The 13,353-nt window shown below is 72.7% G+C and carries 10 protein-coding genes; 6 read left to right on the forward strand and 4 right to left on the reverse strand.

Features of this window, described 5'->3' with window-relative positions:
- Positions 1 to 36: 36 nt before the first annotated feature.
- Together BKE41_RS18900 and BKE41_RS18905 are read right to left on the reverse strand one after the other, a co-directional pair.
- Positions 37 to 942: an amino acid ABC transporter substrate-binding protein gene (locus BKE41_RS18900; protein ID WP_012320500.1), complete on the reverse strand. Its 906-nt coding sequence runs from the start codon at positions 940 to 942 to the stop codon at positions 37 to 39.
- Positions 943 to 1,061: 119 nt separating this feature from the next.
- Positions 1,062 to 1,697 carry a glutathione S-transferase family protein gene (locus BKE41_RS18905; RefSeq protein WP_024829243.1) on the reverse strand — a complete coding sequence of 212 codons (636 nt, stop codon included), beginning with the start codon at positions 1,695 to 1,697 and terminating at the stop codon, positions 1,062 to 1,064.
- A gap of 196 nt (positions 1,698 to 1,893) precedes the next feature.
- On the opposite strand from BKE41_RS18905, the gene BKE41_RS18910 reads away from it, so the two are divergent.
- The 4 genes from BKE41_RS18910 (at position 1,894) to BKE41_RS18925 (ending at position 6,388) form a co-directional block, all read left to right on the forward strand.
- The gene (locus tag BKE41_RS18910) at positions 1,894 to 2,274 is read left to right on the forward strand and encodes a response regulator (RefSeq protein ID WP_012320502.1); all 381 of its coding nucleotides are present in this window, start codon (positions 1,894 to 1,896) and stop codon (positions 2,272 to 2,274) included.
- 56 nt (positions 2,275 to 2,330) lie between these two features.
- The gene (locus BKE41_RS18915) at positions 2,331 to 4,304 is read left to right on the forward strand and encodes an AI-2E family transporter (RefSeq protein ID WP_070999970.1); all 1,974 of its coding nucleotides are present in this window, start codon (positions 2,331 to 2,333) and stop codon (positions 4,302 to 4,304) included.
- 132 nt (positions 4,305 to 4,436) lie between these two features.
- Positions 4,437 to 6,056, forward strand: a complete 1,620-nt coding sequence (locus BKE41_RS18920) for a hybrid sensor histidine kinase/response regulator (protein ID WP_070999971.1) — start codon at positions 4,437 to 4,439, stop codon at positions 6,054 to 6,056.
- Between the two features lie 17 nt (positions 6,057 to 6,073).
- Positions 6,074 to 6,388 carry a plasmid stabilization protein gene (locus BKE41_RS18925; protein ID WP_070999972.1) on the forward strand — a complete coding sequence of 105 codons (315 nt, stop codon included), beginning with the start codon at positions 6,074 to 6,076 and terminating at the stop codon, positions 6,386 to 6,388.
- Between the two features lie 51 nt (positions 6,389 to 6,439).
- On the opposite strand, the gene BKE41_RS18930 is transcribed toward BKE41_RS18925, so the two are convergent.
- Both BKE41_RS18930 and BKE41_RS18935 read right to left on the reverse strand, forming a co-directional pair.
- The gene (locus BKE41_RS18930) at positions 6,440 to 7,330 is read right to left on the reverse strand and encodes a 2-dehydropantoate 2-reductase (RefSeq protein WP_029359585.1); all 891 of its coding nucleotides are present in this window, start codon (positions 7,328 to 7,330) and stop codon (positions 6,440 to 6,442) included.
- A gap of 8 nt (positions 7,331 to 7,338) precedes the next feature.
- Positions 7,339 to 10,422: an FAD-binding and (Fe-S)-binding domain-containing protein gene (locus BKE41_RS18935; protein WP_070999973.1), complete on the reverse strand. Its 3,084-nt coding sequence runs from the start codon at positions 10,420 to 10,422 to the stop codon at positions 7,339 to 7,341.
- 114 nt (positions 10,423 to 10,536) lie between these two features.
- On the opposite strand from BKE41_RS18935, the gene BKE41_RS18940 reads away from it, so the two are divergent.
- Positions 10,537 to 10,875, forward strand: a complete 339-nt coding sequence (locus tag BKE41_RS18940) for a hypothetical protein (protein WP_012320508.1) — start codon at positions 10,537 to 10,539, stop codon at positions 10,873 to 10,875.
- Between the two features lie 137 nt (positions 10,876 to 11,012).
- Positions 11,013 to 13,334, forward strand: a complete 2,322-nt coding sequence (gene rnr / locus BKE41_RS18945) for a ribonuclease R (protein WP_070999974.1) — start codon at positions 11,013 to 11,015, stop codon at positions 13,332 to 13,334.
- Positions 13,335 to 13,353: the final 19 nt, after the last annotated feature.

The raw sequence follows: 13,353 nt of genomic DNA on the forward strand, positions 1-13,353 counted from the left end.
CTCCCTCGCCGGAGCGGAACCCCGCCGCGCGACAGATCAGTGCGCGTAGAACGCGGGATCCGAATTGTCGGTCGGGTGCGCGAAGGCCCAGCGCAGGGCCGACGACAGCGGCACGTTGTAGTTGAGGCCGCGCGGCGGCACGGGCCTCAGGAACCAGCGGTCGTACAGCGCCGTGATCTCGGGGCTCCGGTAGAGATCGGCCGTCGCCCGGTCGACCACCGCCTTGAAGGCCGGGTCGTCCTTGCGCAGCATGATCCCGTAGGGCTCCGGGTTGGACAGGGTCTCCTCGCTGACCACGTAGGCGGCGGGCTCTTTGGACTGGGCCGCGATCACGCTGAGTTGCACGTCGTCCATGACGAAGGCCGCCGCCCGGCCGGTCTCGACCATGAGGAATCCCTCCGGGACGTCCTTGGCGGCGATCACCGTGATGCCGAGCTTGCGCTCGTTGTTGGCCTTGATCAGCATCAGGATGTTGGTCGAGCCGGCGACCGACGAGACCGTCTTGCCGCGCAGGTCGTCCAGGCCGGCGATGTGCTGGTCCTTGCGGGACACGAAGCGGGTCGCCGTCAGGAAGTGCGTGTTGGTGAAGTCGACCTGCTTCTTGCGCTCGGCGTTGTTGGTGGTCGTCCCGCACTCGAGATCGACCGTGCCGTTGGTCATCAGCGGGATGCGGGACGACGAGTTGACGAACTCCATCCCGACCTCGAGGCCCGGCATCTTCAGCTCGCGCTTCACCGCGTCGGCGATCCTCAGGCAGATGTCGACCGCGAAGCCGACGACCTTCTGGTTCTGGTCCAGGTAGCTGAACGGCGTGGCGGTATCGCGCACGCCGAGGACCAGCCTGTTGTTGTCGTGGATCTTCTTGAGCGTGCCGGTGAGCTCGGCGGACTCGGCAGGGGCGGCGAGAAGGAGCGCGGCGAGGAGGGGAGCGAGCAGACGCATGGGCCGACGGGTTCCGGACGCGCGAGGGGGCCGCCCGGCGGAGTGAGCCGGCGGCGGGAGACCGGACCGCGCGCCGGAACCGCCCCCCGGCCCGAGCCCCAGCAAGAGTCCGGCCGCGCTCAGGCGGGCGCGGCCGCCTGGTGCGCCTCGGCGAGCTGCGCGTCCGCGGCCGCGACCTTCCGGGAGGCCGGGCGGGACCGGATGCGCTCCACGTAGGCGCTCAGCACCGGATCGGGCGCGACGAGGCCGAAGCCCGTCGTCCAGCCGAGGGCGCCGCCCCACAGCACGTCGGCGGCGCTGAAGCGCGCGCCGAGCAGGTACGGGCCGGGCGTCAGGGCCTCCCTCACCCGCGCGATGACGCTGTCGTAATCGGCGTAGGCCGACATGGCGCGCGGGCCCGGCTCCCGCTGAAGGTACCGGTCGATCACCGCCGGCTCGAAGCAGGAGCCGTAGAACACCATCCAGCGCAGGTAGGTGGCCCGGTCGGGCTCGGTCGGCGCCGGGGCGAGCCCCGCCTCGGGGAACAGGTCGGCGAGGTAGAGGTAGACGGCCGCCTGCTCGGTCACCAGGGCGTCGCCGTGGCGGATCGCCGGCACCTTCGCCATCGGGTTGACGGCGCGGTAGGCGTCCTGGAGATGCTCGCCGGCGCGCATGTTGAGCGCGTGCAGCCGGTACGGGACGCCGAGTTCCTCGAGCAGCACGCGCACGCCCGACGAGCGGGTATTGGGCGAATGATAGAGCTCGATGTCAGGCATACTGGCCGTTCCGTCCCGTCCGAGGATTGTCGATTCGTGGGCGTGCACGCTCTTACCGGCGAACCGACGGGTCAACCGCGGACCGGAGCGCCACTTCTCCAGGGACCGGAATCGCGGCAGGAACGTTGGGCGATTGTGCGTTGCCGCGCGTTGGGCATCCGGCCGGCACGACGCGAGCCGGGGGTTACGAGTTCTGATGGCGAAGATTCTGCTGGTCGAGGACCACGAAGAGATCTGGGATTTCCTCTCCCGGCGCCTCAAGCGGCGCGGCTACGAGGTGATCCTCGCGCATGACGGCGAGGCCGGCGTCCGGCAGGCCCGCTCGGGCCAGCCCGACGTGATCCTCCTCGACATGAACCTGCCGGTCCTCGACGGCTGGTCGGTCGCCCGGACGCTGAAATCCGGCACCGACACGCGGGCGATCCCGATCATCGCGCTGACGGCCCACGCCATGTCGGGCGACCGCGACAAGGCGATCCAGGCGGGCTGCGACGACTACCACCCGAAGCCCGTCGATTTCTCGAAGCTGCTGAGCCAGATCAGCGCCGCCCTGGGCGAGACCGCGCAGGCGAGCTGACCCGCGACGGACGCGCGACCTGTGGCCCCGAGACCCGATGTGAGTGGAGCGTGTCCGTGAGCGAGGATCCCGTCACTGCCCAGCGCCTGCGGCAGGGCCTGCCGATCTTCGTTGCGCTGGCGTCGATCCTCCTCGTCGTCGCCACGATGGCGGCCCTGTACCTGGCGCGCGAGATCCTCGTGCCGGTGACGCTGGCGATCCTTCTGAGCTTCGTCCTCGTGCCGGCGGTGCGCGTGCTGCGGCGGCTGCGCGTGCCCCGCGCCCCGGCGGTCCTGCTGGTGGTGGTGATCGTCTTCGGCGCCCTGTTCGGCATCGGCAGCCTGATCGCCAGCGAGGCGTCCCAGCTCGCCTCCGACCTGCCGCGCTACACCCAGGTGATGCGCACCAAGATCAAGGATCTGCGCGGGGCGACGGCCGGGACCGGCACGCTCTCGCGGATCGTCGACATGGTGCAGGATCTCAGCGCCACCCTGCAGCCGCCGCCGGCCGCGGAGGTCCGCGGCGAGCCCGGATCGCGCACGCATCCCCTGACGGTCGAGCTCACCCCCGCCCGCGCCAGCGTCGTCGACACGCTTCAGACCTTCGCGGGCCCGATCCTGCACCCGCTGGCCACGACGGGCCTGATCCTGATCTTCACGATCTTCATCCTGCTCCAGCGCGAGGACCTGCGGAACCGGGCGATCCGGCTCGCCGGCGGCTCGGGCGATCTGCGGCGCACGACGGCGGCGATCGACGACGCCACGAGCCGGCTGAGCCGCTTCTTCCTGGCCCAGCTCGCCCTCAACATCGCCTTCGGCCTCGTCATCGGCCTCGGACTCTGGGTGATCGGCGTCCCGAGCCCGACCCTGTTCGGCGTCCTCGCGGCGATCCTCCGCTTCGTGCCCTACATCGGCGCGGCGATCAGCGCCCTGCTGCCGCTGATCCTGGCCGCCGCCGTCGATCCCGGCTGGAGCATGGTGATCGCCACCGCGGCCCTGTTCCTCGTGGTCGAGCCGATCTGCGGCCACGTGGTCGAGCCGCTGCTCTACGGACACTCCACCGGCCTCTCGCCGGTCGCCGTCATCCTGGCGGCGACGATCTGGACGTTCCTTTGGGGGCCGATCGGCCTCGTGCTGGCCACGCCGCTCACCGTGTGCCTGGTGGTGCTGGGCCGGCACGTGGAGCGGCTCTGGTACCTCGACGTGCTGCTCGGCGATCAGCCCGCGCTGTCGCCGCCCGAGATCTTCTACCAGCGCATGCTGGCCGGCGACCCGGTGGAGGCGATCGACCAGGGCTGGCAGTTCCTGAAGGAACGCGCCCTCGTCACCTACTACGACGAGGTCGCCCTCGCGGGCCTGCTGCTGGCGCAGGAGGATCTGTCGCGCGGCACCCTGGACCGCGCGCGGCAGGAGGAGGTCGGCGCGGCGATCCGGACGGTGGTGGACCGCCTCGGCACGGCACCGGTCGGCCGCCGGTCCCGGCGGGGATCCGGCCGGGGGCCCGACACCGAGACCGCGGCGGCGCTGGCGGCCGTCGGACCCGACCGGCAGGTGGCCGGCATCGTCCTCGAGCGCGAGGACCTCGCGCCGAACTGGCGCAGCGCGACGCCGGTCCTGTGCGTGTCGAGCCGCGGCCCATTCGACGAGGCGGCGACGCTGATGCTGAGCCAGATCCTCGCGCGCCACGGGCTGGCCTCGCAGATCCTGTCCATGGCGGCGATCCGCGCCGGGGAGCGGCCCGAGAACCCGGACGGCCTCGCGCTGATCTGCTTCTCCTACCTGGAGCCGGTGAGCCTGTCGCAGATCCGGTTCACCGTCCGGCAGGCCCGGGCCGCGGTGCCGGGCGTCCGCATCATGGTCGGCTTCTGGCGGGAGCGCGATCCGGCGACGCTGGAGCGGCTGCGCCGAGCGACCTCGGCGGATTTTCTCGTGACGTCGCTCAACGAGGCGCTGTCGGCGGTGCTGGGCGCCTGCCGTGAACCCGCGCCGCCCCGGCTCGTCCCGGCGCCCGTGGGCACGCCCTCCGAGGCGGCGCGGCCCGCCGCGGCATGAGCTCGTCGCGCGACACCGCCGCTGGGGATACAAGGTCGACTTCGGCCGTCCGGCCGCTAATCTCGCGCACGCATTTCGTGATCGACCGCGCGCAGAGGTCTTTCCCGGCCTGGAAGGTGACGACCGCCTCGCATGTCTGAGACGCCAGAAACGCCGCCCTCCGGGCCGAGTCCGCCGATCCGGGACAGCGCCCCGAGCGACATCAGCGACCGCAAGAGCGACATCTTCTTCGCGGCCGTCGAGACGACGCGGATGCCGATGATCGTCACCGATCCGCGCCAGCCCGACAACCCGATCATCTTCGCCAACCGGGCATTCCTGGCGATGACCGGCTACACGCCGGAAGAGCTGATCGGGCGCAACTGCCGCTTCCTCCAGGGTCCCGACACCGATCGCGACAGCGTCGCGCAGGTCCGCGCGGCGATCGCCGAGAAGCGGGAATTCGCCACCGAGATCCTGAACTACCGCAAGAACGGCTCGACGTTCTGGAACGCCCTGTTCGTCTCTCCGGTCTACAATGCCGACGGCGAGCTCGTGTACTACTTCGGTTCGCAGCTCGACGTCTCGCGCCGCCGCGACGCCGAGGAGGCGCTGGGTCAGGCCCAGAAGATGGAGGCACTCGGCCAGCTCACCGGCGGCATCGCGCACGATTTCAACAACCTGCTGCAGGTGATCGTCGGCTACGTCGACATCCTGGCGGCCGGCCTGGAGAAGCCCGACGCCGACCGCGCGCGGCTCGGCCGCGCCACCGAGAACATCCGGCAGGCGGCCGAGCGCGCCACGACGCTGACGCAGCAATTGCTGGCCTTCGCCCGCAAGCAGCGGCTGGACGGACGCGCGGTCAACCTCAACACCCTGATCGAGGGCATGGGCGAGATGGTCGCCCGCTCGGTGGGCGAGGCCGTGAAGGTCGAACTCGATCTCGCGCCGGATCTCTGGAACTGCCGCGTCGACCCGACCCAGGCCGAGGTCGCGATCCTGAACGTCCTGATCAACGCCCGCGACGCGATGCCGGAGGGCGGCACCGTCCGGATCTCCACCGAGAACAGCGAGGTCGCCTCGCGCGGTCGCGAGATCGGGCCGCTGCGCGACGGCCGCTACGTCAGCATCGCCATCAAGGACACCGGCACCGGCATCCCGCCCGCCGTGCTCGCCCGGGTGATGGACCCGTTCTTCACCACCAAGGAGGAGGGCAAGGGCACGGGCCTCGGCCTGTCGATGGTCTACGGATTCGCCAAGCAGTCGGGGGGCGCCGCGCAGATCGAGTCGGCGGTGGGGGCCGGCACGACGGTGCGCCTGTCGTTCCCCGCGACCGACGGCGACGTCAACGCGCCCGCGAAGGTCTCGCTGCGGGCCGTGGACCGCCAGGGCACCGAGACGATCCTGATCGTCGACGACCGCGAGGACGTGGCCGAACTCGCCCGCACGATCCTGCGGGACTTCGGCTACACGACGCTGGTGGCGAGCAACGCCCGCGAGGCGCTGGAGATCCTGGACTCGAGCGGGAAGGTCGATCTGCTCTTCACCGACCTGATCATGCCGGGGGGCATGAACGGGGTGCTGCTGGCCCGCGAGGCCCGGCGCCGCCAGCCCAAGCTCAAGGTCCTGCTCGCGACGGGCTACGCGGAGGCGAGCCTGGAGCGAACCGATATCGGCGGCTCGGAGTTTGATCTCCTGAACAAGCCCTACCGTCGCACGGAGCTGATCCGCCGCGTGCGCGCGATCCTCGACGGTCCGACCGGCGTGGGCTGAGCTTCGGGAGACGGCCCATGTCCCAGGGCGACAAGTCGAAATACACCGACAAGCAGAAGCGCAAGGCCGAGCACATCGCCGAGGCGTACGAGTCCCGCGGCGTGCCGGAGAAGGAGGCGGAGGCCCGGGCCTGGGCCACCGTCAACAAGGACGACGGCGGCGGCAAGAAGCCGGGCGGATCGGGCCGCGGCAAGGCCACCGGCCACCCGGCCGCCCACAAGGGCGGCGCGTCCGGCGGCAAGGCCTCGGCCGGGCGGACGGCCGCGGAGCGCTCCGCCTCCGCCCGGAAGGCCGCCGCGACCCGCAAGGCCAACGCCGCCGCGCGGGCGTGACCGCCCGCCGCGGACCGGGCCGCCGACGTCCATGCCCGTGCAAGGACGACCTCAGTCCCGCCGCTCGGCGAGCTTGACCAGCGCGTGCAGCAGCCGGTTGACCGGCGTCGGGATTCCGTGCGCCGCGCCCCTGCGCACGATCGTGCCGTTGAGGTGGTCGATCTCGCTCGGCCGGCCGCGGGCCAGGTCCTGGGCGGTGGACGAGCGCTGGCCGGCCATGGCGGCGCTGAGCGCCATCACGTCGTCGAGGATGCGGGGCGACACCGACACGCCCTCGGCCTCGGCGACGCGCGCGCATTCCTGGACGACGTCGGCGATGACCGCGGCCACGCCATCGCCCTCCACCAGGCGGCCGTAGGGCAGCTGCGTCAGGGCCGACAGGGCGTTGTAGGCGCAGTTGATGATCAGCTTCGCCCAGAGCGCGTCGACGGCCTTCGCCGAGACGGTGGTCGGGATGCCGGCCGCCGCGAACGCGGCGGCGACGCGCGCGCTCGTCTCGGACGCGCCGAGGATCAGGTCGCCGCGTCCGTTGTGCCGGACGTGGCCGGGGCCCGCCATCGCGGTGGCGACGTAGACCGCCACCGGCACGACCGGGCGGCCCAGCACGGCGGCGAGCCGCTCGGCGTTGTCGACGCCGTTCTGGAGGCTGAGGACCGTGGCGGCCGGATCGAGGTGGGGGGCGATCATCGCGCCCGCCGCCTCGGTGTCGCCCGACTTCACGCAGACCAGCACGAGGTCGGCGCCCGACACGCCCGCCCCCGCATCGGTCGCCCGGACGGGCACCGAGGCCGTCCCGGCCGCGCTCTCCAGCACGAGACCGTCCTTCTCAACCGCCTCGACCAGGGCGGGACGGCCGATCAGCGTCACCGCGTGGCCGGCCCGCGCCAGGAGAAATCCGTAGTAACAGCCGACCGCGCCGGCCCCCACGACCGCGACGTTCATGGCGGGGCTCACGGCGCCACCGCCGCGGCGCGCTCGGGATGGAACGGCGCGGCGGCCGCCGCGGCCGCACGGACATGCTCGAGCAGCGCCTGGGCCGGGTGCCGCAGCCGCACGCCGTCGACCAGCTTGGCCTGCGAGCGGCAGGAATAGCCGTCCGCCAGCAGCGTGCAGCCGGGCGCCTCGGCGACGTGGCGGGCCCAGCTCAGGCCGTAGATCGCCTCGGAGGTGGCGCGGTGGCGCGCCTCGTGCCCGTAGGTCCCCGCCATGCCGCAGCAGCCGGCGGCCGGCACCTCGAGCCGCAGGCCGAGATGGGCGAACACGGCCTGCCAGTCCCGCACCGCACCCGGCGCGTTTGTGCGCTCGGTGCAGTGCGGCAGCAACCGCAGCGTGCGCCCGCCCTGCCCCGGCGCGATCCGGTCGAGCCGGGCGGCGAGCCACTCCTGCAGGAGGTGGACCTTCGGCAGATCGCCGCCCAGCGCCTGCGCGTACTCCGACCGGTAGGTCAGCGTCATCGACGGGTCGATCCCGACCAGGGGCACGCCGTGCCCGGCGAGGTCGCGCAGCATCGCGGCGTTGGACCGGGCGACGGCGGCGAACCGCGCCAGGAAGCCGTGCACGTGCAGCGGCTTGCCGTTCGGCCGGTAGGGCACGAGCCAGGGCCGGAAGCCGAGGGCGACGAGGAGGTCGCAGCTGTCGGCCACGACCGCCGCGTCGAAGTGGCTGGTGAAGGCGTCCTGCACCACCAGCACGGACCGCGCGCGCTCCTGCGCGTCCAGTCGGGCCAGGGCGTCCGAGGTCGCGACGGCGACGCCGCTTTCCGCCAGCCGCGCCGCGAGAGCGACCGGCGACAGGGCCGGGATCGCCACCAGCCCGGCCCGGGCCAGAGCGAGCCGGGCAACCGGATTGGCCAGGATCGCGTTGCTCAGGCGCGGCGCCCGCGCCGCCAGCGGCAGCAGCGGCTCCAGCGCCGCCACGAGATGGTCCTTCAGCGGCCGCGCGTAGCGCGTGTGGTAGAGCGCCAGGAACTTGGCCCGGAAGGTCGGCACGTCGACCTTGATCGGGCACGACCCCGTGCATGACTTGCAGGCGAGGCAGCCGTCCATCGCCTCCTTGACGGCGTGGGAGAAGTCGTCGGCCTCGGACCGGCCGCGGAGGCGGCTCCGCAGGGTCGCCGCCACGTCGCGCAGCCACCCGGCGCGCTGCCGCGCCAGTTCGGCTGCCGGGTCGACCCCGGCTTCCGCCGCGCGGCGCAGCCACTCGCGCATCAGGGAGGCACGACCCTTGGGCGAGTGGCGCCGCTCCCGCGTCGCCTTCCAGGACGGGCACATGGCCTCGTCCGCGTCGAAGCTGAAGCAGGCGCCGTTGCCGTTGCAGTGGAGCGCCGCGTCGAAGTCGTGCCGGACCGGCGCCGGGATGGCGCGGTCCTGCTCGCCCCGCCGCGGCACGCCGTCGATCCGGGTGAGGCCCGCGCCCCTGGCCGAGGCGATCTTGCCCGGGTTCATCCGGTCGCCCGGGTCGAAGGCGCGCTTGACCGCCTCCAGCGCCGGCATCAGCGGCCCGAACGTCGCCGGCACGAATTCCGAGCGGAACCCCTTGCCGTGCTCGCCCCAGAGCAGGCCGCCGTACTTGGCGGTCAGGGCGACCACGCCCTCCGTGACCTCGCGGATCAGGCCGTTCTGGGCCGGATCCTTCAGGTCGATGGCCGGCCGGACGTGCAGCACGCCGGCATCGACGTGGCCGAACATGCCGTAGCGGAGCCCCTTGCCGTCGAGCAGCGCGCGGAACTCCGCGATGAAGTCGGCGAGCCGCTCCGGCGGGACCGCCGTGTCCTCGACGAACGGGATCGGGCGCGCGTCGCCCTTGGCGGCGCCGAGCAGGCCCACCGCCTTCTTGCGCATGGTCCAGAGCCGCTCGATCGCCTCGCCCCGGGCGATGGTGAAGCCGAGGCGCTTGGTGTCGGTGCCGCGCTCGGCCTCCAGCATCCCGGTGAGCCGCGCGAGGGCGGCCTCCACGACGGTCTCGTCGTCGCCGACGAACTCCACGAGGTTGATGCCGTCCACCGGTCGCCCGGCCGGGTCGTCGGGGAAGAAGGCCCGCACCTCGGCCCAGATCGGGTCCTTGCGGGCCAGCGCCAGCACGGTCGAGTCGATGGTCTCGACCGAGGCGGCGCCGAAGGGCAGCAGCGCCTGCGCGTCGCGGAGCGCCGCGTCGAAATCCACGTAGGACAGCGCGACCAGGACCGCGGCCTTCGGGATCGGCAGAACGTTGAGCCGCGCCTCGGCGATCAGCGCCAGCGTCCCCTCGGAGCCGCAGATCACGCTCTTGAGGTCGAATCGGCCGGCCGCGTCGCGCAGATGCGCGAGGTCGTACCCGGTGAGGCAGCGGTTGAGCTTGGGAAAGCGCTCGGCGATGAGCGCCGCGTTCTCGGTGACGACGGCGTCGACGGTGCGGTGGATCTCGCCGACGCGGTCGTCGCGGCCCTTGGCGGCGGCGAGGCCCTCCGCGTCCAGGGGCTCGGCGGTCCAGACCGTGCCGTCGGTGAGCACGCAGGTCAGGGCCAGGACGTGGTCCCGGGTCTTCCCGTAGAGGCATGAGCCCTGCCCGCAGGCATCGGTGGAGATCATGCCGCCGATCGTGGCGCGGTTCGACGTGGAGAGCTCGGGCGCGAAGAATAGGCCGTGCTTGGCCAGCTCCCGGTTGAGCTGGTCCTTCACCACCCCCGGCTCGACCCGGACGACGCGGTTGACGACGTCGATCTCCAGGATGCGGTTCATGTGCCGGGAGGTGTCGACCACGAGGCCGTGGCCCAGCGACTGACCGTTGGTGCCGGTCGCGCCGCCCCGGGGCCGGATCACGATCTCGGAAAAGCGCGGGTCGTCGAGGAGCTTGGCGATGCGCACGAGGTCGTCGCGGGTGCGCGGAAACGCCACGCCCCCGGGCGCGACTTGGTAGATCGAGTTGTCCGTGGAGAAGACCGTGCGGTCGGCATCCGACAGCGTCAGGTCGCCCTCGAAGCCGCGCAGGCGCAGCTCGGCGCAGGCCGCGGCGTAGAGCGGCACGGCCTCGGTGTGGCGGGTCAGGACCGGGATCATCCGCGCCTTCTACACCCGACGGATCGCGGGAGACCATCGGCGACGGGACGAGGCGCGCTGGCATCCGGCTTGCCACGCACCTGCGACCGGCCGCGGCCTTCGAGACGGATGCCCATGAACGCGAGCGTCGAACGGGTCAGGGATGCCCTGGCCGAGCTGATCAAGGCCGCACTTCTCTCCGATGACGGCCTGAGCCGCGCCTGCCGCGACGCGGGTCGCGCCAAGCTCGCCGACCTCGCGGGCGACCCGCCCGAGCCCGAGAGCCTGCGGATGGACGGCGCCTGGACGCTCGCCGTCCAGGCGGCGGAGAGCCCGGAACTCGCGCCGCTGGAGGGCCGTGTGAACCTGACCCTGCCGCGCGCCTGCCCCTTCACCCTGGACGAGCTCCTCGCACCCGGCCTCGACGTGGATCAGGCCGTGGCGCGCATCCGCAAGAGCGCCTCGACCGGCTGATCGCGCCTGTTGAGGAGTGCCGGCACGGCGTTGCCGCGCGCGGGCCGGACACCCATGTTAGCCTCACAGGACCGACGCCTCGGTCCCGCGCCCGCACGCGGGTCCCGTCTATCGCAGAACTCTCCGGCACCCCCCTTTTGGCACGACGCACCACCGCCCCGGCGGCCGAGCCCGCCGCTCCGCAGCCCTTCCCCACCCGTGAGCAGATCCTCGCCTTCGTGGCCGAGTCGAAGGAGTGCGTCGGCAAGCGGGAGATCGCCAAGGCCTTCGGCATCAAGGGGGCCGCCAAGATCGACCTGAAGCGCGTCCTGAAGGAGATCGAAGAGGACGGCGCCCTCGACCGCGGCCGCGGCGGCCTCGCCCCGGCGGGCCACCTGCCGCCGGTCGTGCTGGCCGACATCCGCTCCCGCGACCGCCACGGCGACTTCCTGGCGATCCCGGTGGAGTGGACCGGGACCGGCAAGCCGCCCGCCATCGTTCTGGTGCAGCCGCGCGGCCCCCGGAAGGGCAACCGCCCGGCCCCGGGCATCGGCGACCGCGCCCTGATCCGGGTCGAGCGCGACGCGGAAGGCGGCTACGCCGGCCGGGTCGTCAAGGTCATCGGGAAGAACAAGGCCGAGATCATCGGCGTCTACCGGGCCGGCGCGCAGGGCGGCCGGATCGTGCCCGTCGAGAAGCGCGCGCAGGGCCGCGAGATCCTGATCCCGCCCGGCGAGGAGGGGCAGGCCCGCGACGGCGACCTCGTCAGCGTCTCGCTGGAGCGCGAGACCCGGTTCGGCCTGCCGAAGGGGCGTGTGCGCGAGCGATTGGGCTCGCTCGGTTCCGAGAAGGCGGTGAGCCTGATCGCGCTGCACCTCCACAACATCCCGCACGTCTTCGCCGACGCGACCCTGGCGGAGGCCGACGCCGCCAGGCCCGCCACGCTGAAGGGCCGCGAGGACTGGCGCGACCGGCCCCTCCTGACCATCGACCCGCCGGACGCCAAGGACCACGACGATGCCGTCATGGCCGAGGCCGATCCCGACCCGGCCAATCCCGGCGGCTTCATCCTCACCGTCGCCATCGCGGACGTGGCCGCCTATGTCCGGCCGGGCTCCAGCCTCGACCGCGAGGCCCTGGAACGGGGCAACTCGGTCTACTTCCCCGACCGGGTCGTGCCGATGCTGCCCGAGCGGATCTCGAACGACCTCTGCTCCCTCCGCGAGGGCGAGGACCGGCCGGCGCTGGCGGTGCGGATGGTCATCGCCGCCGACGGCGAGAAGCGCCGCCACGGCTTCCACCGGGTGATGATGCGCTCCCGCGCGAAGCTCGCCTACGCGCAGGCGCAGGCCGCCATCGACGGGCGCCCGGACGATGCGACCGGGCCGCTTCTGGAGACGGCCCTTCGCCCCCTCTGGGCGGCCTACGCGGCCCTGCGCGCGGCCCGCGACCGCCGGGGGCCGCTGGCCCTCGACCTGCCCGAGCGCAAGGTCCTGCTCTCGCCCGAGGGCGCGGTCGACCGGGTGATCGTGCCGGATCGCCTCGACGCCCACCGGCTGATCGAGGAGTTCATGATCCAGGCGAACGTCGCCGCCGCCGAGACCCTGGAGCAGGCCCGACAGCCCCTGATCTACCGCGTCCACGACGAGCCCGCCCTGGAGAAGATGCGGGCGCTCGGCGAGGTCCTGGCCTCGGTGGGCATCAAGCTGCCCAAGGAAGGGGCGCTGCGCCCCGCCCTGTTCAACCGGATCCTCGCCACGGCGGCCGAGACCGAGCACGGCGTCTTCCTCAACGAGGTGATCCTGCGCAGCCAGGCCCAGGCCGTCTACGCCCCCGAGAATCTCGGGCATTTCGGCCTGAACCTGCGCCGCTACGCGCACTTCACCTCGCCGATCCGGCGCTACGCCGACCTGATCGTGCACCGGGCGCTGATCACCGCCTGCCGGCTCGGATCGGACGGGCTCGCGAGCGACGTCTCCCTCGGCGAGCTGGCGCAGATCGGCGAGCAGATCTCGGCGGCCGAGCGCCGCGCCATGGCGGCCGAGCGCGAGACGATCGACCGGCTCATCGCCCACCACCTCGCCGACCAGGTCGGCGCGACCTTCGCGGGCCAGATCGCCGGCGTCACCCGGGCCGGCCTGTTCATCAAGCTCGACGAGACCGGCGCGGACGGCTTCGTGCCGGTCTCGCAGCTCGGCGCCGACTATTTCCGCCACGAGGAGGGCCGCCACGCCCTGGTGGGCGAGCGCACCGGGGAGACGTTCCGCCTCGGCGACCGGGTCGAAGTGCGGCTCGTGGAGGCCGCACCGGTGGCCGGGGCGTTGCGCTTCGAGCTGCTCAGCGAGGGCCGGACCCGCTCCGGTGGCCGGACTGCCGGGCCCGGCAAGAAGGCCGGCGGCCGGGCCTTCAAGGCCGCGCCGCCCGGCCGCCCCCCCGGCATCCGCAACACCGGGTCGCGCCACCGCGGCTCGCGCCGCTGACCCGGGCGGTGTAGACCCT

Source organism: Methylobacterium sp. C1 (assembly GCF_001854385.1).
In the GTDB taxonomy this organism is placed as follows: Bacteria; Pseudomonadota; Alphaproteobacteria; order Rhizobiales; family Beijerinckiaceae; genus Methylobacterium; species Methylobacterium radiotolerans.